Genomic DNA, 19,284 nt, shown 5'->3' with positions numbered 1-19,284 from the left:
CATCACCCCACCCCCTCCCGGCTTCCTTCCATCCCTTTCTTTCCCCCTCCCTCTTTCCTCTCTCTCCCCCCCCCCCCCTCCTCCCCCCCCCCCCACGGCACGAGAACGGGCCGCCCGGAAGAGTCCCGGGCGGCCCGCTCGCGTGCGGTGCCTACTTCTTGGTCACGGCGTCCAGCGCGTCGGCGATGCCGACACCGTAGAAGCCGTTGTAGTTCTTACCGCCCTCGCACACCGCGTCGACCTTGCCGTCGCCGTTGATGTCGTACGGGTCGGTGCAGGGCGCCGCGTCCGCCTGGCTCGCCAGGAGGGACTTGATCCGCTTCGCCGAGGCGTGCGGGTGCGTGCTCTTGATGAGCGCCGCCACGCCCGCGACGTGCGGGGAGGCCATCGACGTACCGGCCATGTAACCCCACTTGCCGCCCGGAACCGGGCCCAGGATCAGGCCGCTCGTCGCGGGAGGCGCGGGCTTCTGGTACGCCGTGCTGTCGCCGCCCGGAGCCGCGATGTCGATGACACCGTAACCGTAGTTGGAGAACGACGACTTGAGGCCCTTGGCGCCCGTCGAGGCGACGGTCACGACGCCCGGCAGCTGCGTCGGGGCGTCCAGGCACTCGCCCGGGTCGATGTCGCGCGGCACCGGAGTGGTGTCGTTCGGACTCGTCGTGTCGTGGATCGTGTCCGCCGCGAGATCGTAGTTCGAGTTGCCGGCCGCGGCGACGTTCACCGCGCCCTTCTTCTCGGCGTACCGCGAGGCCCGGACGATGGCGTCGACGAGCGCCTTCTGGTCCGGGTCGTCCTCGCAGTTGAACATCCACGGGTCGGTGTAATAGCTGTTGTTCGTCACATCGACGCCGTGCTCGGCGGCCCACACGAAGCCGCAGACCACCGACTCGGTGTAGAAGAAACCGGCCGTCGTGGACACCTTGATGCCCGAGACCTTGACGCCCGGAGCGACACCGGTGACGCCGACGCCGTTCTTCGCGGCGGCTATCTCGCCCGCCACGTGCGTGCCGTGCGGGCTCTCCTCGGCCGACGGGCGCCAGGCGCCGTCCGCCGTGTCGGGCTTGCCGGTCACGCAGTTGACGGACGCCTCGCGGTCGAAGTTCGGCGCCAGGTCCGGATGGGTGTCGTCGACACCCGTGTCCAGGACGGCGACGGTGACCTTCCGGCTGCCGAGCGTCTTCTCGTGGGCCTTGTCCGCCTTGATGGCGGGCAGGTCCCACTGCAACGGCTGCAACGGGTCCTCACCGGCGACGGCGTCCGCGGACGCCGCCTCGGCCTGGGCCTCGGTGAGCGCCCTGGGCGTACCCACGTCCTTCGTCGACTGGGCGGGCAGCGGCGCCGTGCGGGTCGCACCCGCCGACTGCACGCCCTTGACCTTGCGCATCGTCTGCGCGAAGGCGTCGTTCGACGAGTGGACGACGATCACGCCGATCTGGTCGTACGCCTGGACGATCGTGCCCCCGGCCGCGCTGACCGCCTTCTTCGCCCTGGCCGCGTTGCCCTTGCCCGGGCGGACGTTGACGACGTAACTCAGCGGCGTGCCCGCCGCCCCGGCCACCGCCGACGCGGCGTCCTTCGCGCCCAGCGCGTCGGCCGAGGTGGCCGACGCCGTGCCGGGCAGGAACGCGAGGGCGGCGGTCATGGCCATGCCCGCGGACACGGCCACGGTACGGCGGGACCGCGAGGTGCGGTGCGGCGTCATGAAATCTCCGTTCGCAGGTGGGCGGAGCCTCGGACGGTCACTTCTTGACGGCGTCGAGCGCGTCGACGACGCCGGCGCCGTAGTAGCCGTTGTAGTTCTCGTCGCCCTCGCAGGTGGTGGCCTCGACCCAGTTGCCGGCCGCGTCGTAGACGTGGCTCGGGCAGCCCGGGTTGTCGGCCTGCTTCTTCAGCAGGCGCTGAAGCTGCGCGGGCGTCGCCTTCGGGTGCGCGCTCTTGAGCAGCGCGGCCACGCCCGCGACGTGGGGGGCGGCCATCGAGGTGCCCTGCTTGTAGCCGTAGCCGCCGCCGAGGACGGTCGACAGGACCCGGCCGTTGGCGTCCGGTGTGGCCGGGATCTGCCACTTGTCGCCGCCGGGGGCCGCGACGTCGGCGACGCCGTAACCGTAGGTGGAGTAGTACGACTTGACGTTCTTGTCACCGGTCGCGGTGACCGTGACGACGCCCGGCAGCTGGGTCGGCGCGTCCAGGCACTCGGACGGGTCGATGACCCGGTCACCGGGGGTGGTGTCGTTGGGGCTGGAGTCGTCGAGGATCTCGTCCGCCGCCAGGTCGAAGTTCGAGTTGCCCGCGGACGCCACATTGAGGGCGCCCTTGCGCTCCGCGTACTTCGTGGCGCGTGTCAGCGAGTCGAGCAGGGCCTTCTGGTCCGGGTCGTCCTTGCAGTTGAACAGCCACGGGTCGACGTAATAGCTGTTGTTCGTCACGTCGATGCCGTGCTCGGCGGCCCACACGAAGCCGCAGACGACCGCCTCGGTGAAGAAGAGGCTGGTGCCCGGCTCGCTGACCTTGATACCCGCGACCTTCACGCCCGGCGCTACACCGGCGATGCCGAGTCCGTTGCGCGGCGAGGCGATCGTACCGGCGACATGCGTGCCGTGGTCGCTGCCGTCGGCGTACGGACGCCAGGCGCCCTCGGACGAGTCCGCGACGCCGCCGACGCAGTTGGCCGACTGGGACTTGGAGAAGTTCGGCGCGAGGTCCGGGTGCGTGTCGTCGACACCGGTGTCGATCACGCCGACGGTGACCTTCGAGCTGCCGTCGTTGACCTGGGCGGCCTTGTCGGCGCCGATGGCGCGGATGTCCCACTGGTTGGCTTCCAGGGGCTCCTGGCCGGCCACCGCCGCCGCCTCCGCCTTCGCGGCCTCGGCCGCGGACAGCTTCTGCGTGGTGCCTTCCTCCGTGATGCCGACCGGAGTGAGCGGAGAGGTGCGGGTCGCGCCCGCCGAGGCCACACCCTTGGCCTTGCGTATCTGCTTGCCGAAGTCCGGGTTCTGCGAGTGGACGACGATGACCCCGATCTGGTCGTACGCCTTCACCACCGTGCCGCCGGCCTTGGCGATCGCCCGCTTCACCGAAGCGCTCGCGCCGTGGCCCTGGGTGTTGACCACGTACGACAGCTTGGGACCGGTGGTGTCGACCGCCACCGGGGCGTCGGAGCCGTCCAGCGGCGCGGCCGAGGCGGCCGCTCCGGGCAGGAAGCCGAGCGTAGCCGTGAGAGCCAGTCCGACGGGCAGGGCGAGTGCGCGCTGCCGTCTGGATCCCAGATGAGCCATGGGTTCTCCACATCATCCGTGAGAGCCGCTCCTGCGCGGGTGCACATGAGCGGGTACATGACGAGTGAAGCTAGCGCCGATCATGCGTTCGTATCAACGTGTTCGGAAAAGAAATGGCGGATGCCGAACCGAGACGCGATGTGATCCGTGCCGTTGTCAGGGGGACGAGCACCATCACCCCCCACCAATGAGGTCACTTTGTCCACCCCACCCACCGCACCCGCCTCGCGAGGAGATTCCGTGGCAACCGACGCACCACCGCCCGAGGGCGGCACGGGCCTGATCCGGACAGGGCACACGACGGAGGAGTTCGTCGAGGTGCAGGAGAGCGCCGAGTTCGGCGAACTGCGCCGCGCCCACCGGTCCTTCGCCTTCCCCCTGACCATCGCGTTCATCGCCTGGTACCTGCTGTACGTCCTGCTGTCCAACTACGCGGGCGGCTTCATGGGCACCAAGGTCTTCGGCAACATCAACGTGGCGCTCGTCCTGGGCGTCGCCCAGTTCGCCACCACCTTCCTCATCGCCTGGTTCTACTCGCGTCATGCCGCCACGCAGCTCGACCCGAAGTCCGAGGCCATCAAGTCCCGTATGGAGGCCGACGCATGAGCCCCGCGCTGACCACGGCGGTCACGGTCCCGCTCGCCGCCGCCGGTGACGCTAGCGAGCACCGGCCGCTCATCATCACCCTGTTCGGCCTCTTCGTCGTCGCCACCCTGTTCATCACGGTATGGGCGGGCCGCCAGACCAAGAGCGCCTCCGACTTCTACGCCGGCGGCCGCCAGTTCACCGGCTTCCAGAACGGCCTCGCGATCTCCGGCGACTACATGTCCGCCGCGTCGTTCCTCGGCATCGCCGGCGCCATCGCCCTCTTCGGCTACGACGGCTTCCTGTACTCCATCGGCTTCCTGGTCGCCTGGCTGGTCGCGCTGCTCCTCGTCGCCGAGCCGCTGCGCAACTCCGGCCGCTACACGATGGGCGACGTCCTCGCCTACCGCATGCGCCAGCGCCCCGTGCGCACCGCGGCGGGCGCCTCCACCATCGTCGTGTCGATCTTCTACCTGCTCGCGCAGATGGCGGGCGCCGGCGTCCTGGTCTCGCTGCTCCTCGGCATCACCAGCGACGCGGGCAAGATCCTGATCGTCGCCCTCGTCGGCATCCTGATGATCGTCTACGTCACCATCGGCGGCATGAAGGGCACCACCTGGGTGCAGATGGTGAAGGCCGTCCTGCTCATCGCGGGCACCCTGCTGATCACCTTCCTGATCCTGCTGAAGTTCGACTTCAACCTGTCCGACCTCCTCGGTACGGCGGCCTCCAACAGCGGCAAGGGCTCGGCGTTCCTGGAGCCCGGCCTCAAGTACGGCGCCACCGGCACCTCGAAGCTGGACTTCATCTCGCTCGGCATCGCCCTGGTCCTCGGCACCGCCGGCCTGCCGCACATCCTGATCCGCTTCTACACCGTCCCCACGGCCAAGGCCGCACGCAAGTCCGTGAACTGGGCGATCGGCATCATCGGCTCCTTCTACCTGATGACCATCGTGCTCGGCTTCGGCGCCGCCGCCCTGCTCAAGCCGGGCGACATCATCGCCTCCAACAAGGCCGGCAACACGGCGGCCCCGCTCGCCGCCCTGGAGATCGGCGGCGGCTCCGACTCCCCGGGCGGCGCGATCCTGCTCGCCGTGATCTCGGCGGTCGCCTTCGCCACCATCCTCGCGGTGGTCGCGGGCCTCACCCTGGCGTCCTCGTCGTCGTTCGCCCACGACATCTACGCCAACGTCATCAGGCGCGGCAAGGCCACCGAGAAGGAAGAGGTACGCGCCGCCCGCTGGGCCACGGTGGCCATCGGCGTCGTCTCCATCGCCCTTGGCGCGATGGCCCGCGACCTCAACGTCGCCGGCCTGGTGGCCCTCGCCTTCGCCGTCGCCGCCTCCGCCAACCTGCCGACGATCCTCTACAGCCTGTTCTGGAAGAAGTTCACGACGCAGGGCGCCCTGTGGTCCATCTACGGCGGTCTGACCGCGTCCGTAGGCCTCGTCCTGTTCTCGCCGGTGGTCTCGGGCAAGCCGAGCTCGATGTTCCCCGGCGCCGACTTCGCCCTGTTCCCGCTGGAGAACCCCGGGCTGATCTCCATCCCGCTCGGCTTCCTGCTCGGCTGGCTCGGGTCCGTACTGTCCAAGGACGAGCCGGACAAGGGGAAGTACGCGGAGCTGGAGGTCAAGTCACTCACGGGCATCGGCGCGCACTGAGCGTACCGGCCACCGGGCGTTCCGCCCTTTCCCACAGCCGTGCCCCCGTGGCCGCGTCGTAGAGTCGTACGACGCGGCCACACCGCTCCCGTGGTATCGGGCCCGTGATCCTGTCAGAGGCGTCGCGTAGGCTCGACAGCGTTCAACCAAGTCCAATCCGGATCGGGGAGTGGGTCGAGCATGCTGATCGACACGTATGGCCGAGTGGCCACTGACCTGCGCGTTTCACTCACCGACCGCTGCAATCTGCGGTGCACGTACTGCATGCCCGAGGAGGGTCTGCAGTGGCTGGCGAAGCCGGACCTGCTCACGGACGACGAAATCGTCCGGCTGATCGGCATCGCCGTGACCGATCTCGGAGTGACCGAGGTCCGCTTCACCGGCGGCGAGCCGCTGCTGCGCCCGGGGCTCGTCGGGATAGTCGAGCGGTGCGCCGCACTCGCGCCGCGCCCCAAGATGTCCCTCACGACCAACGGCATCGGCCTCAAGCGCACCGCGGCCGCCCTCAAGGCGGCCGGCCTGGACCGGGTCAACGTCTCGCTCGACACCCTGCGCCCCGACGTCTTCAAGACCCTCACCCGGCGTGACCGCCACCACGACGTCATCGACGGCATGGCCGCCGCCCGCGACGCCGGCCTGACGCCGGTCAAGGTCAACGCGGTCCTGATGCCCGGGCTCAACGACGACGAGGCTCCCGACCTGCTCGCCTGGGCCGTCGAGAACCACTACGAGATGCGCTTCATCGAGCAGATGCCGCTCGACGCCCAGCACGGCTGGAAGCGCGACGGCATGATCACCGCTGGTGACATCCTGGAGTCCCTGCGCACGCGCTTCACGCTCACCGCCGAGGGGGAGGACGAGCGCGGCTCGGCGCCCGCCGAGCGCTGGCTCGTCGACGGCGGCCCGCACCGCGTCGGCGTCATCGCCTCCGTCACGCGTCCGTTCTGCCGGGCCTGCGACCGGACCCGGCTCACCGCCGACGGTCAGGTACGCACGTGCCTGTTCGCCCGCGAGGAGTCGGACCTGCGCGGAGCCCTGCGCTCCGGCGCCCCCGACGAGGAGATCGCCCGGCTGTGGAAGCTGGCGATGTGGGGCAAGAAGGCCGGTTCCGGTCTGGACGACCCGTCCTTCCTGCAGCCCGACCGCCCGATGTCGGCCATCGGAGGCTGACGCGCCCGTCAGTCCTGTGCGGCGGTGCGCCGGTCCCACTCCGCGAGCGTCACCACGTCCTTCAGGAAGCCGCGCACGCCGAGGAACTGGGACAGGTGCTCGCGGTGCTCGTCGCACGCGAGCCACGTCTTGCGGCGCTCGGGGGTGTGCAGCTTCGGGTTGTTCCAGGCGAGAACCCACACGGCGGCCGCACGGCAGCCCTTCGCGGAGCACACAGGGGCGCCGGCGTCGGCCGAACCGGGGAAAAGAAGGGAATCAGGGGAGTTCACGCACTCAACCCTAGGCCACACCGCTGGTCACAAAGGCGACGCCGAGCAGCCACGGGGGGAGCTGCCCGGCGTCGGTCCGTCGCTCCGACGGGGGATGCGGAGCGCCTACGAAGTATGTCACGCGACACGGGGTGCGGTGCACCGGAACTTCATGATTGATCTGAGCTTTTCCTGAGCTTTGCGGACCGCGGAAGATCAGCTCCGCTCGTGCGGCCGCTGCTCGGCCCCCGCTGCCCGCGCCTCCGGAGCGGCCTCCCCGTCGGGCCGCTCGGGCGGGCTCTCCAGAGCGGGCCGGACCGGCGTCGGGATGTGGGCCGAGGGCAGTGAAGAGGCGTTCTCCCGGCCGCCGTTGGCGATGACCACGGCGATGTAGGGGAGAAGGAGACCCAGCGCCAGGGCCACGATGGCGACGTGACGCTCCACGTTCCACAGGACCGCGGCCAGGATCACGGAGAGGGTACGTACCGACATCGAGATCACGTACCGGCGCTGGCGTCCGCGCACGTCGTCGGCCAGGGCCGGCCGGGCCCCGGTGATCCGGAAGACCTCGGTGTCGCTCTTCTTCCGCAGCACGTCGCACCACCTGTTTCCCTGCCGGACACGCTCCCTGACCGGACCCCTCCACGGTACGCCGCCGCCGCGCCGCCATCGAGCGCGGGGGCGTCCGTCGCCGGGGCGGTCGCCGTCGCACGGATGGCGGTGCCCGGCATGCGGCGTACGGACGGCCGTCCGAGACTGGGCCCACATGCGCACACCGCGCCGATGAGGAGGCGACATGAGCTGGTTGTGGGCGATCATCGTGGGCCTGGTGCTCGGCCTGATCGCGAAGGCGATCATCCCGGGCAAGCAGCAGATCCCACTGTGGCTGACGGTCGTATGCGGCATCCTCGGCAGCATCGTCGGCAACGCCGTCGCCGGCGGCATCGGGGTGGAGGACACCAAGGGCATCGACTGGATCAGGCACCTGCTCCAGCTGATCGGCGCGGTGGTGATCGTCGGACTCGGCGACGTGCTCTACGCGAAGATGAAGGGCAGGAGCCGCCAGGCCTGAGCCGGCACGGAGGCAAGCGGCCGGGAGCGTGCGTCCACGCCCCCGGCCGCTTCCCCGGGCGAGCGGCTCAGCCGGCCGCGACCTCGATCGCCGCCAGGTTCTTCTTCCCGCGCCGCAGTACGAGCCACCTGCCGTGCAGCAGGTCCTCGGCCGCCGGCACGGCGTCCTCGTCGGCCACCTTCGCGTTGTTCACGTAGGCGCCGCCCTCCTTGACCGTACGGCGGGCGGCCGACTTGCTCGGCGCGAGACCCACCTCGACGAACAGGTCGACGACGGACCCGAGCTCCGCGACCCTGGCGTGCGGCAGCTCCGACAGCGAAGCGGCCAGCGTCGCCTCGTCGAGACCGGTCAGCTCGCCCTGGCCGAACAGCGCCTTCGAGGCCGCGACGACCGCCGCGCACTGCTCCGCGCCGTGCACCAGGGTCGTCAGCTCCTCGGCCAGCGCGCGCTGCGCGGCGCGGGCCTGGGGCCGCTCCTCGGTGAGCTGCTCCAGCTCTTCGAGCTCGGTGCGGCTCTTGAAGCTGAGAATGCGCATGTACCGCGAGATGTCCCGGTCGTCCACGTTCAGCCAGAACTGGTAGAACGCGTACGGCGTGGTCATCTCCGGGTCCAGCCAGACGGCGCCGCTCTCGGACTTGCCGAATTTCGTCCCGTCCGCCTTGACCATCAGCGGCGTCGCCAGCGCGTGCACGTTGGCGTGCGGCTCCAGGCGGTGGATCAGGTCGAGCCCCGCCGTGAGGTTGCCCCACTGGTCGCTGCCGCCCTGCTGGAGGGTGCAGCCGTGACGCCGGTAGAGCTCCAGGAAGTCCATGCCCTGGAGCAGCTGGTAGCTGAACTCCGTGTAGCTGATGCCCTGGTCGGACTCCAGCCGCCGGGCGACCGAGTCCTTCGCGAGCATCTTGCTGACCCGGAAGTGCTTGCCGATGTCCCGCAGGAACTCGATCGCGGAAAGCCCGGCCGTCCAGTCCAGGTTGTTGACCATGGTGGCCGCGTTCGGGCCCTCGAAGGACAGGAAGGGCTCGATCTGGGCGCGCAGCCGGCCCACCCAGTTCGCGATCGTCTCCGGGTCGTTCAGCGTGCGCTCGGCGGTCGGCCGCGGGTCACCGATCTGGCCGGTGGCGCCGCCCACCAGGGCGATCGGCCGGTGCCCGGCCTGCTGGAGCCGGCGGACGGTGAGGACCTGCACCAGGTGCCCCACGTGCAGGCTGGCCGCGGTCGGGTCGAAGCCGCAATAGAACGTGACCGGGCCGTCCGCGAGCGCCTTGCGCAGTGCGTCCTCGTCAGTGGACTGGGCGAACAGCCCGCGCCACTTCAGCTCGTCGACGATGTCGGTCACGGTGTTGACTCTCCTCGGATGTTCGAACGCTGTGGATTGCTCCCGGTCAGTCTATGGGCGTCACACGCCCTGACTCACCGAACTCATGTTGAAGTCAGGGACGCGCAGCGGCGGCATGGCGGCCCGTGTGAACCAGTCGCCCCACTCGCGCGGCAGCGTCTTCTCGGTACGTCCGGCCTCCGAGGCCCGCGAGAGCAGGTCGACCGGCGACTCGTTGAACCGGAAGTTGTTCACCTCGCCGACCACCTCGCCGTCCTCCACGAGATAGACGCCGTCGCGGGTCAGACCGGTCAGCAGCAGCGTGGCCGGGTCGACCTCGCGGATGTACCAGAGGCAGGTCAGCAGCAGCCCGCGCCGGGTCGAGGCGACCATCTCCTGAAGGGAACGCTCCCCGCCGCCGTCCAGGATCAGGTTCCCGATCGCCGGCGCCACCGGCAGCCCGGTCAGCCCCGCGCTGTGCCGTGTGGCGACCAGGTGCTCCAGCCGGCCTTCGCGCACCCAGTCGGTCGGGGCCAGGGGCAGCCCGTTGTCGAAGACCGAGGAGTCGTCGCCCGAGGAGTGCGCGACGACGAAGGGCGCCGACTCCAGGCCGGGCGCGTACGGGTCGCTGCGCAGGGTCAGCGGCAGCTCGGACAAGGTCTCGCCGACGCGGGTCCCGCCGCCCGGCCTGCTGAACACCGTGCGGCCCTCGGCGGCGTCCCGGGCCGCCGACGACCACATCTGGTACACCAGCAGGTCCGCGACGGCGGTGGGCGGCAGCAGCGTCTCGTAGCGCCCCGCCGGCAGGTCGATCCGGCGCTCGGCCCAGCTCAGGCGCGTCGCCAGCTCGGCGTCGACGGCCGCCGGATCCACGTCCTTGAAGTCCCGGGTCGCGTACCCGGCCCAGGCCGAGCGGCTGCGGTCCGGCGACTTGGCGTTGATCTCCAGGGTGCCGTTGGGCTGGTCGTGGCGCAGGCGCAGACCCGTCGACGTACCGAGGTAGGTGGACGTCATCTCGTGGTGCGCGAAGCCGTACAGCTCCCGGCCGCCGGCCCTGGCGCGGGCGAAGGACTCGCCCAGCGCGGGCGCGAAGTCGGTGAAGACGCCGGACGAGGTCTCGGCCGGCGCGTCCCTGAAGCCGGGGGAGTCCGGCACCCCGGACACCAGCGGCTGGGCGTCCTCCGCCGGCCCCGCGCCGCGCGCCGCCGCCTCCGCGGCCCGTACCAGCGGTTCCAGCTCGCCGGCCGTGACGGCCGACCGCGACACGACGCCGGACGCCGTGCCCCGCGAGCCGTCGACGGTGGCGATCACGGTGAGCGTGCGCCCGCGCGTGACGCCGTTCGTGGTGAGCGCGTTGCCCGCCCAGCGCAGATTGGCGGAGGAGTGCTCGTCGGCGATGACCACGCAGCCGTCGGCCGTGGACAGCTCCAGGGCCCGCTCGACGATCTCGTACGGCTTGACTGTGCGGCTCATCGGCCGGCCTCCTGCGTGGTGTTCAAGATGGTGACGCCGCGGAAGAGAGCCGACGGGCATCCGTGCGAGACGGCCGCGACCTGGCCCGGCTGGGCCTTGCCGCAGTTGAAGGCGCCGCCCAGGACGTACGTCTGCGGGCCGCCGACCGCGGTCATCGAACCCCAGAAGTCCGTGGTCGTCGCCTGGTACGCCACGTCGCGCAGCTGGCCCGCGAGCCGCCCGTTCTCGATCCGGAAGAAGCGCTGCCCGGTGAACTGGAAGTTGTACCGCTGCATGTCGATCGACCACGACCGGTCCCCGACGACGTAGATCCCGCGCTCGACGCTGCCGATCAGCTCCTCGGTGGAGAGCCCGCCGGGATCCGGCTGGAGCGACACGTTCGCCATGCGCTGCACCGGCACGTGGGCGGGGGAGTCCGCGAAGGCGCAGCCGTTCGACCGGCCGAGACCCGTCAGCTTCGCGATGCGCCGGTCCAGCTGGTAGCCGGTGAGCGTGCCGTTCCTGATCAGGTCCCAGGACTGCGCCTCGACGCCCTCGTCGTCGTACCCGACCGTGGCGAGCCCGTGCTCGGCGGTCCGGTCACCCGTGACGTTCATGATCGGCGACCCGTACGCCAGCTTCCCGAGCCGGTCGAAGGTCGCGAAGGAGGTCCCGGCGTACGCCGCCTCGTACCCCAGCGCGCGGTCCAGCTCCGTCGCGTGCCCGATCGACTCGTGGATGGTCAGCCACAGGTTCGACGGGTCCACGACCAGGTCGTACGTCCCCGCCTCCACACTCGGCGCGCGCATCTTCTCGGCGAGCAGCGACGGCATCCGCTCCAGCTCGCCGTCCCAGTCCCAGCCGGTCCCCAGCAGGTATTCCCAGCCCCGCCCCACCGGCGGCGCGACGGTGCGCATCGAGTCGAACTCACCGGTCGCCGCGTCCACCGCGACCGCCGTGAGCTGCGGATGCAGCCGCACCCGCTGCTGGGTGGTGACGGTGCCCGCCGTATCCGCGTAGAACTTGTTCTCCTGCACGGTCAGCAGCGAGGCGTCCACGTGCGCGACGCCGTCGGCCGCCAGCAGCCGGGCGCTCCAGTCGGCGAGCAGCCCCGCCTTCTCCTCGTCCGGCACGTCGAACGGATTGACGTCGTACGCCGAGACCCACGTCCGGTCGGCGTGCACCGGCTCGTCCGCCAGTTCCACCCGCTCGTCGGACCCGGCCGCCCTGATCACCTTCGCCGACAGCTTCGCCATCGCCACCGCCTGTCCCGCGACCCGCGCGGCGGCGTCCATGCTGAGATCGACCCCCGAGGCGAAACCCCAGCTCCCGCCGTGCACCACCCGCACCGCGTACCCGAGGTCCGTGGTGTCGGAGGAGCCCGACGGCTTGGCGTCGCGCAGCCGCCAGGAGGCGCTGCGCACCCGTTCGAAGCGGAAATCGGCATGGTCGGCGCCCAGCGCGCGGGCACGCGCGAGCGCCGCGTCGGCGAGCGCGCGCAGCGGGAGGGCTGTGAACGCTTCGTCGATGGAATGAGGCACGGATGACTCCTAGTCGTCGAGACCGGTCCCCCGATCATGTCGTGGTCCCGGCCCCGTTGCCCACCACATTCTGTAGGGACCCGACAGAGGGCGCCGCTACGCGCTGTCAGGGCCCGATTCTCCGTACGTGGTCCGGTACCGATAGTTTCGGTCAGTACCAGACCGCTATGGAAAGGGTGATCCGTTGAGCCGCTCGGTTCTCGTCACCGGAGGAAACCGGGGCATCGGCCTCGCCATCGCCCGCGCTTTCGCCGATGCCGGCGACAAGGTCGCGTTCACGTACCGCTCCGGCGAACCACCGGCCGCCCTCACCGAACTCGGCTGCCTCGCCGTCCGGTGCGACATCACGGACACCGAACAGGTGGAGCAGGCCTACAAGGAGATCGAGGAGAAGCACGGTCCCGTGGAGGTGCTGGTGGCCAACGCCGGCGTCACCAAGGACCAGCTCCTGATGCGCATGTCCGAGGAGGACTTCACGTCCGTACTCGACACCAACCTCACTGGCACCTTCCGGGTCGTCAAGCGCGCCAACCGCGGCATGCTGCGCGCCAAGAAGGGGCGGGTCGTCCTGATCTCCTCCGTCGTCGGACTCCTCGGTTCGGCCGGGCAGGCGAACTACGCCGCGTCCAAGGCCGGTCTGGTCGGATTCGCGCGCTCGCTCGCCCGTGAGCTGGGCTCGCGCAACATCACCTTCAACGTCGTCGCGCCCGGTTTCGTCGACACCGACATGACCGGAGTGCTCACGGACGAGCAGCGCAAGGGCATCGTCGCCCAGGTGCCGCTCGGCCGTTACGCGCAGCCGGAGGAGATCGCCGCCACCGTGCGCTTCCTCTCCTCCGACGACGCGTCGTACATCACTGGAGCCGTCATCCCGGTTGACGGCGGATTGGGCATGGGTCACTGATCACATGAGTGGAATCCTCGACGGCAAGCGCATCCTCATCACGGGTGTGCTGATGGAGTCCTCCATCGCCTTCCACACCGCCAAGCTGGCCCAGGAGCAGGGTGCCGAAGTCATCCTGACCGCCTTTCCCCGCCCCACGCTGACCGAGCGCATCGCGAAGAGGCTGCCGAAGCCGACCAAGGTCATCGAGCTGGACGTGACCAACACCGAGCACCTGGACCGGCTGGAGGGCCTGGTCCGCGCCGAACTCGGCGGTCTCGACGGCGTCGTCCACTCCATCGGCTTCGCGCCGCAGGACGCGCTCGGTGGCAACTTCCTCAACACGCCGTTCGAGTCCGTCGCCACGGCGATGCACGTCTCGGCGTTCTCGCTGAAGTCGCTCACCATGGCGTGCCGCCCGCTGATGAGCAGCGGCAGTTCGGTCGTCGGCCTCACCTTCGACGCGCAGTTCGCCTGGCCGCAGTACGACTGGATGGGCCCTGCCAAGGCCGCGCTGGAGGCCACCTCCCGCTACCTCGCCCGCGACCTGGGTCCGGAGGGTATCCGGTGCAACCTGGTCTCCGCCGGACCGCTCGGCTCCATGGCCGCCAAGTCCATCCCGGGCTTCGCGGACCTGGCGGGCGTCTGGGACGACCGCTCCCCGCTGAAGTGGGACATGTCCGACCCGGAGCCGGCCGGCCGCGGCGTCGTCGCGCTGCTCTCCGACTGGTTCCCGATGACGACCGGCGAGATCGTCCACGTCGACGGCGGGCTGCACGCGATCGGCGCCTGATTCCGCGACGCCGTACACAAGACGCCGTACACGAGCCGCGCGACCGTCCACCGGACCGGTCGCGCGGCTTTCGCGTGCGGGCGCCGCGGGCGGTCACCCTGCGTGCACGAACCCTTCCCGAGTCGAAAAGACCGGCGACTCCCCGCACACTGAGGAAACCGGGACACACCCGGCGCTCTGAGGGGAGGAGGTGGCGCATGTGCGCCCGTCGAACCGTCGAGCCGCAGTCGGCGCGCTGGCCCTGGCCGCCGCCGCCACCCTGGCCGCCCCGGCCGTCGCCGGGCGCGCGCCGGAACCGGGGCCCGGGCCCGCGGACGTGAGGGAGTCGGCCCCGCAGGTCGCCCTCTTCGGCTCCACCTGCCGTACGACCGTCGAGGGCTCGCGCGTCGTCGCGTACTGCCACAACCCGTACCCCGTGACCGACCTGGTCCGGCTGCACGTCGAGTGCGACCGCTGGTGGGACATCGACGCCGACGGCCCGCCCGTCGAGGTCGGACCCGCGCAGACGGTGCGCCTCACCGACCGCTGCTGGAAGGAAGTCCGCACGGCGTGGGTCAGCCACCACCGGATGTAGCGCGCGGGGGTCCGCGCCCCTACCCCCGGTCCCCGAGGCACTTGAGCGAGTACCCCGCCGCCTCGGTGGCCGCCGTGCCCGCGTCGCGCGCCCGGATCGCCTCGATCAGCCGCCCGTGGTCCATGTGGTCCTCGGGCCGCAGTTCCTGCCCCACGTCCTCGCGCAGCCAGTCGCGCAGCAGGTCGCCGAGGTCCGCGTACAGGCCGATGAGCACGTCGTTGTGCGAGGCGGCGACCACGGCCAGGTGCAGCGTCGCGTCCGCCCGTACGAAGAGCTCCGCGTCGCCCGAGGCCCACGCCTCCTCCCGCCGCGCGAGCACCGTGTCCAGCTGCCGCATGTCGCGGTCGGTACGCCGCCGGGCCGCGAGCCGGGCCGCCGAGGACTCCAGCGTCGAGCGCAGCTCCGCGATGTGGCGGGGGTCGGCGTCCGCGAACCGGCGGTGCATCACGCCGGCCAGCTCGCTGGTGGCGAGGACGTATGTACCGGAGCCCTGCCGGATGTCCAGCAGCCCGTTGTGCGCCAGCGCGCGCACCGCCTCGCGGACGGTGTTGCGGGCGACGCCCAGCTGCTCGACCAGCTCGGGCTCGGTCGGAATGCGCGACCCCACCGGCCACTCGCCCGAGGTGATCGCGTTGCGCAGCTCGGTGATCACTTGGTCGGCGAGAGCCGAACGGCGGGGTGACGTCAGCGCCATGGTGGCAGTGCTCCCTGGTTCAGGATTGGACAACCAATCATCCCATGATTCTATGATGGATCCATGGCCAGTGACGAGACCCGAACCCTGAAGCCCGCCGCCGAAGCCTCCGTACAGCAGCAGCCGCCGTCGCGGCCCCGCGTCCGGTCGGTCTGGGTCACCCGGCTCGTGGTCCTCGGCCTCGTCCTCGCCGCCCTCAACCTCCGCCCGGCGATCACCAGCCTCGGCCCGCTCCTCGAGGAGGTCCGCGCCGGGCTGGGCATGAGCGGCAGCGTCGCCGGTCTCCTGACCTCCGTACCGCCGCTCTGCTTCGCCCTCTTCGGCCTCACCGCGCCCCGGCTCGCCCGCCGGTTCGGCCCCGGCGCGATCGTCTGCGCCGGGATGGCGGCCATCGCCGCCGGCCTCCTGATCCGCCCCTACCTGGGCAGTACGGCGGGATTCCTCGCCGCCAGCGCCCTCGCCCTCATGGGCATCGCGGTGAGCAACATCCTGATGCCGGTCATCGTCAAGCGCTGGTTCCCCGACCGCGTCGGCCAGATGACCGGGCTCTACTCGATGGCCCTCGCCCTCGGCACCGCCCTCGCGGCCGCCGCCACCGTCCCCATGACCAGGGCGCTCGGCGGCAGTTGGCAGACCGGCCTCGCCGTGTGGGGCACCCTGGCCGCCGTCGCGGTACTGCCCTGGCTCGTCCTCACACGCCACTCTGCCACCCGGGCGCCCCGCACCCCGGCCGCCCCCGGGCGGGGGAGCGCCACCGGCCCCGCCCTGAGCATCACCCGCAGCCGCACGGCGTGGGCGCTGGCCTGCTTCTTCGGGCTCCAGGCCACCGCGGCGTACATCACCATGGGGTGGATGCCGCAGATCTTCCGCGACGCCGGGGTCTCCGCCGGCACGGCCGGCGTCCTGCTCGCCGTGACCATGGCGATGGGCATCCCGCTCGCGTTCGTCATCCCGCGCGTCGCCTCCCGCATGCGCAACCAGGGCCCGATCGTCGTCGCACTCGGCCTCAGCGGCCTGATGGGCTACGCCGGTCTCTACCTCGCCCCCGCCGCCGGCGCCTGGGCGTGGGCCCTGCTGCTCGGCGTCTCCAACTGCGCCTTCCCGCTCGCCCTGACCATGATCGGGATGCGCGCGAAGAGCGGCGCGGGCGTCGTGCGGCTCTCCGCCTTCGCCCAGAGCACCGGCTACCTCGTCTCCATCCCCGGGCCGCTGCTGGTCGGCGTGCTCTACCAGCACAGCGGCAGCTGGGGCCTGCCGATCGGCCTGATGGCGGGCCTGATGGTGCCGCAGATCGTGGTCGGCGTACTGGCCGGACGCGACCGTACGATCGAGGACGAACTCGCCTGACCCGGTCGGGGCCGGGCGTACAAAGGGTGCGAGACTGGCCGTATGCCTGTACTCGAGCCGAACCCCCAGAACGGCCAGAAGAAGCTGCTGCTCGTGCTCGGCGCGATGCTCGGCGTCACGGTCCTCATCGCGATCATCGCGACCCTGGCCTCACCGTGAGCCCCGCCGCCCGACGCGCACGCCCCGGCGGTGGTGGGGCTGTCCCCACCACCCCTTAGGGGGCCAGGGTCAGGGTGAACTGGGTGGGTCACCGGATGGGTTCCCGCGTGCGCACTCCGTAGGTTGACGTACATCAGCCGAACAGCGACGACGGAGGCGGTCATGGCGGCCCGCGCACACACCCGGACCAACCCACCGGCCTCCGGCGCCGGCGCCAGGCTCCCGTGGTGGGCCGTCGCCCTCCCCGCCCTGGCCTTCGCCGTCCTGTTGCTCCTGATCGCGGGGCCGGGCGAGGCGCAGGCGGCAGCCGGCGATCCGGGCGTCACGCACCTCGTGGAGCGCGTCCGGCAAACCCTGTCCCACTAGTCGCCCGGGCCCCGTCACCCGTGTCGGGGCAGCCCGCCAACACCCTGCGCCCCGTGGCGGGATTCGTGCGAAGCTGGGATGCATGAGCGTCGATACACCCCGCAGGATCGTCCTACTCCGGCATGCGAAGGCCGACTGGCCGCAGGTGTCCGACCACGATCGGCCGCTCGCCGACCGCGGCCGCATGGACGCCCCCGTCGCCGGCCACCGGCTGGCCGACACGGGCATCACCTTCGACCTGGCTCTGTGCTCGACCGCCACCAGGACGCGTGAGACCTGGAAGCTGGCCGTGCAGGAACTGCCGAGGCGCCCCAAGACCGTCTACGAGGAGCGGCTGTACGAGGCCACCCTCGGTGACCTCCTCGCCCTTCTGAACGAAACGCCCGACGACGTGAACGACCTGCTCGTCATCGGGCACAATCCCAGCATGCACGCCGCCGCCGACGCGCTCGCGGGCAGCGGCGAGGGCGACGCGATGGCCCGCATGACCAAGAGCGGCTTCCCGACCGCCTCGTTCGCGGTCATCGGCTTCACCGGCTCGTGGAAGTCCGTGGAGCACGGCGTGGGCAAGCTCCTGGACTACTGGGCCCCGCACGACTGAGCCCGGCCCCCGTTCTCCGGTACGTACGACCGAAGGCCCCGGCGCGGCGCGCGCCGGGGCCTCCTGCCGTCCTCACACCCGCGTGGTCACTCGGCCAGACCGTCGGCCGCCTCGACCTCTTCGCGGGTGACGCCGAGCAGATACAGCACGGTGTCCAGGAAGGGCACGTTCACAGCGGTGTCGGCGGCCTCGCGCACCACGGGCTTGGCGTTGAAGGCGACACCCAGCCCCGCCGCGTTCAGCATGTCGAGGTCGTTGGCGCCGTCGCCGACCGCGACGGTCTGGGAGAGCGGTACGCCCGCCTCGGCGGCGAAGCGGCGCAGCAGCCGGGCCTTGCCCGCACGGTCCACGATCTCGCCGACGACACGGCCGGTGAGCTTTCCGTCCACGATCTCCAGCGTGTTGGCGGACGCGAAGTCCAGCCCGAGCCGCTCCTGGAGGTCGTCGGTGACCTGCGTGAACCCGCCGGACACGACGCCTACTTGGTAACCGAGCCGCTTGAGCGTACGGATCAGGGTGCGGGCGCCGGGCGTGAGCCGCACCTCCTGGCGCACCTTGTCCACCACGTCCTCGTCGAGCCCGGCGAGCAGGGCCACGCGCGCGTGCAGCGACTGTTCGAAGTCCAGCTCACCGCGCATCGCCTGCGCGGTGACCTCGGCGACCTGGTCCTCGCAGCCCGCGTGCGCGGCGAACAGCTCGATGACCTCGTCCTGGATGAGCGTGGAATCCACGTCCATCACGACCAGGCGCTGGGCGCGCCGGTGCAGCCCCGCCGACACCACGGCCACGTCGATCCCCAGCTCGGCGGCCTCCAGCGCCAGCGCGGTGCGCAGGGCCTCGGTCTCCGTACCGGAGACCGCGAACTCCACCGCGGTCACCGGGTACTTGGCGAGCCGGAAGATGCGGTCGATGTTGCCGCCGGTGCCGGTGATCGTGGCCGCTATGGCGGCGGTCGACTCGGCGGTCAGGGGGTGCCCGAGCACCGTGACGTGCGAACGGCCGCTGCCGCGCGGCCGGTTGTCGCCCGTACCCGAGATGATCTCGGCCTGGAGGGTGAGCGAGTCGGCCCAGCTGTGCACGGTGGCGCGCAGCTCACCGGCGGTGCCCACCGTGGGCTCGGTGACCAGAGCGCACAGGACGATGCGGCCCCGGGTGACGACCTGCTCGATGTCGACGACGTCGACGGAGTAGGCGGCAAGCGTGTCGAAGAGCCCGGCGGTGATTCCGGGGCGGTCCTTCCCGAAGATCTTGACGAGAAGGGTGGGTGCAGCGTCGGGAGACTGACTGGGCCGACTCGGCTGGGATGCGCTCATGATGTCTCTACCGTATCGGGCCCTTCCGCCGCCCTCACCTCCTGTCCCGACCACCGGACACCGGGCCCAGGCACTCCGCCCCTCTTTTACGCGGTGGAGTCGCGTCACTACACCGCGTAGAAAAATGCCTCGGCCGAGAGTGGCGTGATGTCGACGGCAGGAGTCGACCGGCCTGTACCACCTTGTCGCGTTGACGCATGATCCGTACGACTCATGCCTTCTCGTTCCTCTC

At 70.8% G+C, this 19,284-nt stretch carries 20 protein-coding genes; 11 read left to right on the top strand and 9 right to left on the bottom strand.

The genetic code is table 11. The features are described 5' to 3' along the window. Positions 1-151: 151 nt before the first annotated feature. Together AC07FK_RS05010 and AC07FK_RS05005 are read right to left on the bottom strand one after the other, a co-directional pair. Positions 152-1,705, bottom strand: coding sequence for a S8 family peptidase (locus AC07FK_RS05010; protein WP_479102669.1), 1,554 nt, complete (start codon positions 1,703-1,705; stop codon positions 152-154). 37 nt (positions 1,706-1,742) lie between these two features. Beyond that, on the bottom strand, positions 1,743-3,278 hold the full coding sequence (locus tag AC07FK_RS05005; protein ID WP_479102667.1) for a S8 family peptidase: 1,536 nt from the start codon (positions 3,276-3,278) through the stop codon (positions 1,743-1,745). Between the two features lie 240 nt (positions 3,279-3,518). Between AC07FK_RS05005 and AC07FK_RS05000 the strand changes: the two genes are divergently transcribed. From AC07FK_RS05000 to moaA, 3 genes are all read left to right on the top strand, one after another. Next, positions 3,519-3,884, top strand: coding sequence for a DUF485 domain-containing protein (locus tag AC07FK_RS05000; protein WP_479102665.1), 366 nt, complete (start codon positions 3,519-3,521; stop codon positions 3,882-3,884). Next, on the top strand, positions 3,881-5,524 hold the full coding sequence (locus tag AC07FK_RS04995; RefSeq protein WP_479102663.1) for a solute symporter family protein: 1,644 nt from the start codon (positions 3,881-3,883) through the stop codon (positions 5,522-5,524). The genes AC07FK_RS05000 and AC07FK_RS04995 overlap by 4 nt, the downstream gene beginning before the upstream one ends. Before the next feature lie 180 nt (positions 5,525-5,704). Then, positions 5,705-6,694 carry a GTP 3',8-cyclase MoaA gene (moaA, locus tag AC07FK_RS04990; protein WP_479102661.1) on the top strand — a complete coding sequence of 330 codons (990 nt, stop codon included), beginning with the start codon at positions 5,705-5,707 and terminating at the stop codon, positions 6,692-6,694. Between the two features lie 8 nt (positions 6,695-6,702). Here the strand turns inward: moaA and AC07FK_RS04985 are convergent, their stop codons facing one another. Together AC07FK_RS04985 and AC07FK_RS04980 are read right to left on the bottom strand one after the other, a co-directional pair. Then, positions 6,703-6,963 (bottom strand): hypothetical protein, encoded by a 261-nt coding sequence (locus AC07FK_RS04985; protein WP_479102659.1) that lies wholly within the window; start codon positions 6,961-6,963, stop codon positions 6,703-6,705. Between the two features lie 195 nt (positions 6,964-7,158). Continuing rightward, entirely contained in the window at positions 7,159-7,536 is a 378-nt protein-coding gene (locus AC07FK_RS04980; protein WP_479102657.1) for a DUF3099 domain-containing protein, read from the bottom strand. Positions 7,537-7,738: 202 nt separating this feature from the next. On the opposite strand from AC07FK_RS04980, the gene AC07FK_RS04975 reads away from it, so the two are divergent. Then, positions 7,739-8,014 (top strand): GlsB/YeaQ/YmgE family stress response membrane protein, encoded by a 276-nt coding sequence (locus AC07FK_RS04975; protein WP_479102655.1) that lies wholly within the window; start codon positions 7,739-7,741, stop codon positions 8,012-8,014. A 67-nt stretch (positions 8,015-8,081) separates the two neighbouring features. Here AC07FK_RS04975 and tyrS read toward each other — a convergent pair whose 3' ends face one another. The 3 genes from tyrS to AC07FK_RS04960 are packed head-to-tail and all read right to left on the bottom strand — an operon-like array spanning position 8,082 to position 12,322. Continuing rightward, positions 8,082-9,350: a tyrosine--tRNA ligase gene (gene tyrS / locus AC07FK_RS04970; RefSeq protein ID WP_479102653.1), complete on the bottom strand. Its 1,269-nt coding sequence runs from the start codon at positions 9,348-9,350 to the stop codon at positions 8,082-8,084. 60 nt (positions 9,351-9,410) lie between these two features. Further along, a complete protein-coding gene (locus tag AC07FK_RS04965) occupies positions 9,411-10,802 on the bottom strand; it encodes a metallopeptidase TldD-related protein (protein WP_479102651.1) in 1,392 nt (463 codons plus the stop codon). Beyond that, positions 10,799-12,322, bottom strand: a complete 1,524-nt coding sequence (locus tag AC07FK_RS04960; RefSeq protein WP_479102649.1) for a TldD/PmbA family protein — start codon at positions 12,320-12,322, stop codon at positions 10,799-10,801. Before AC07FK_RS04960 ends, AC07FK_RS04965 begins: the two co-directional genes overlap by 4 nt. A gap of 184 nt (positions 12,323-12,506) precedes the next feature. On the opposite strand from AC07FK_RS04960, the gene fabG reads away from it, so the two are divergent. The 3 genes from fabG (at position 12,507) to AC07FK_RS04945 (ending at position 14,572) form a co-directional block, all read left to right on the top strand. After that, on the top strand, positions 12,507-13,226 hold the full coding sequence (fabG, locus tag AC07FK_RS04955; protein WP_479102647.1) for a 3-oxoacyl-[acyl-carrier-protein] reductase: 720 nt from the start codon (positions 12,507-12,509) through the stop codon (positions 13,224-13,226). Positions 13,227-13,230: 4 nt separating this feature from the next. Beyond that, positions 13,231-13,998, top strand: a complete 768-nt coding sequence (gene fabI, locus AC07FK_RS04950; RefSeq protein WP_479102645.1) for an enoyl-ACP reductase FabI — start codon at positions 13,231-13,233, stop codon at positions 13,996-13,998. Between the two features lie 199 nt (positions 13,999-14,197). Then, entirely contained in the window at positions 14,198-14,572 is a 375-nt protein-coding gene (locus AC07FK_RS04945; RefSeq protein WP_479102643.1) for a hypothetical protein, read from the top strand. A 19-nt stretch (positions 14,573-14,591) separates the two neighbouring features. Here the strand turns inward: AC07FK_RS04945 and AC07FK_RS04940 are convergent, their stop codons facing one another. Beyond that, entirely contained in the window at positions 14,592-15,266 is a 675-nt protein-coding gene (locus AC07FK_RS04940; RefSeq protein WP_479102641.1) for a FadR/GntR family transcriptional regulator, read from the bottom strand. Positions 15,267-15,329: 63 nt separating this feature from the next. Between AC07FK_RS04940 and AC07FK_RS04935 the strand changes: the two genes are divergently transcribed. The 4 genes from AC07FK_RS04935 (at position 15,330) to AC07FK_RS04920 (ending at position 17,739) form a co-directional block, all read left to right on the top strand. Continuing rightward, positions 15,330-16,613, top strand: coding sequence for a CynX/NimT family MFS transporter (locus AC07FK_RS04935; protein WP_479102639.1), 1,284 nt, complete (start codon positions 15,330-15,332; stop codon positions 16,611-16,613). 42 nt (positions 16,614-16,655) lie between these two features. Next, positions 16,656-16,772 (top strand): SGM_5486 family transporter-associated protein, encoded by a 117-nt coding sequence (locus AC07FK_RS04930; RefSeq protein ID WP_479102637.1) that lies wholly within the window; start codon positions 16,656-16,658, stop codon positions 16,770-16,772. A 162-nt stretch (positions 16,773-16,934) separates the two neighbouring features. Further along, the gene (locus tag AC07FK_RS04925) at positions 16,935-17,138 is read left to right on the top strand and encodes a hypothetical protein (protein WP_479102635.1); all 204 of its coding nucleotides are present in this window, start codon (positions 16,935-16,937) and stop codon (positions 17,136-17,138) included. Positions 17,139-17,220: 82 nt separating this feature from the next. Next, positions 17,221-17,739: a SixA phosphatase family protein gene (locus AC07FK_RS04920; protein WP_479102633.1), complete on the top strand. Its 519-nt coding sequence runs from the start codon at positions 17,221-17,223 to the stop codon at positions 17,737-17,739. 86 nt (positions 17,740-17,825) lie between these two features. Here the strand turns inward: AC07FK_RS04920 and serB are convergent, their stop codons facing one another. Continuing rightward, a complete protein-coding gene (gene serB / locus AC07FK_RS04915) occupies positions 17,826-19,052 on the bottom strand; it encodes a phosphoserine phosphatase SerB (protein WP_479102631.1) in 1,227 nt (408 codons plus the stop codon). Between the last annotated feature and the right edge of the window lie 232 nt (positions 19,053-19,284).

It is taken from the genome of Streptomyces sp. NPDC046122, from assembly GCF_056429965.1.
The sequence above is the reverse complement of the archived record's forward strand: the minus strand, read 5'-3'. Positions and strand labels throughout refer to the sequence as shown.

Coding starts and splice junctions, on each gene's coding strand:
- AC07FK_RS05010 (WP_479102669.1), bottom strand. CDS start 1,705: ATGACGCCGCACCGCACCTCGCGGTCCCGCCGTACCGTGGCCGTGTCC.
- AC07FK_RS05005 (WP_479102667.1), bottom strand. CDS start 3,278: ATGGCTCATCTGGGATCCAGACGGCAGCGCGCACTCGCCCTGCCCGTC.
- AC07FK_RS04995 (WP_479102663.1), top strand. CDS start 3,881: ATGAGCCCCGCGCTGACCACGGCGGTCACGGTCCCGCTCGCCGCCGCC.
- moaA (WP_479102661.1), top strand. CDS start 5,705: ATGCTGATCGACACGTATGGCCGAGTGGCCACTGACCTGCGCGTTTCA.
- AC07FK_RS04975 (WP_479102655.1), top strand. CDS start 7,739: ATGAGCTGGTTGTGGGCGATCATCGTGGGCCTGGTGCTCGGCCTGATC.
- AC07FK_RS04965 (WP_479102651.1), bottom strand. CDS start 10,802: ATGAGCCGCACAGTCAAGCCGTACGAGATCGTCGAGCGGGCCCTGGAG.
- fabI (WP_479102645.1), top strand. CDS start 13,231: ATGAGTGGAATCCTCGACGGCAAGCGCATCCTCATCACGGGTGTGCTG.
- AC07FK_RS04940 (WP_479102641.1), bottom strand. CDS start 15,266: ATGGCGCTGACGTCACCCCGCCGTTCGGCTCTCGCCGACCAAGTGATC.
- AC07FK_RS04935 (WP_479102639.1), top strand. CDS start 15,330: ATGGCCAGTGACGAGACCCGAACCCTGAAGCCCGCCGCCGAAGCCTCC.
- AC07FK_RS04930 (WP_479102637.1), top strand. CDS start 16,656: ATGCCTGTACTCGAGCCGAACCCCCAGAACGGCCAGAAGAAGCTGCTG.
- AC07FK_RS04925 (WP_479102635.1), top strand. CDS start 16,935: ATGGCGGCCCGCGCACACACCCGGACCAACCCACCGGCCTCCGGCGCC.
- AC07FK_RS04920 (WP_479102633.1), top strand. CDS start 17,221: ATGAGCGTCGATACACCCCGCAGGATCGTCCTACTCCGGCATGCGAAG.
- serB (WP_479102631.1), bottom strand. CDS start 19,052: ATGAGCGCATCCCAGCCGAGTCGGCCCAGTCAGTCTCCCGACGCTGCA.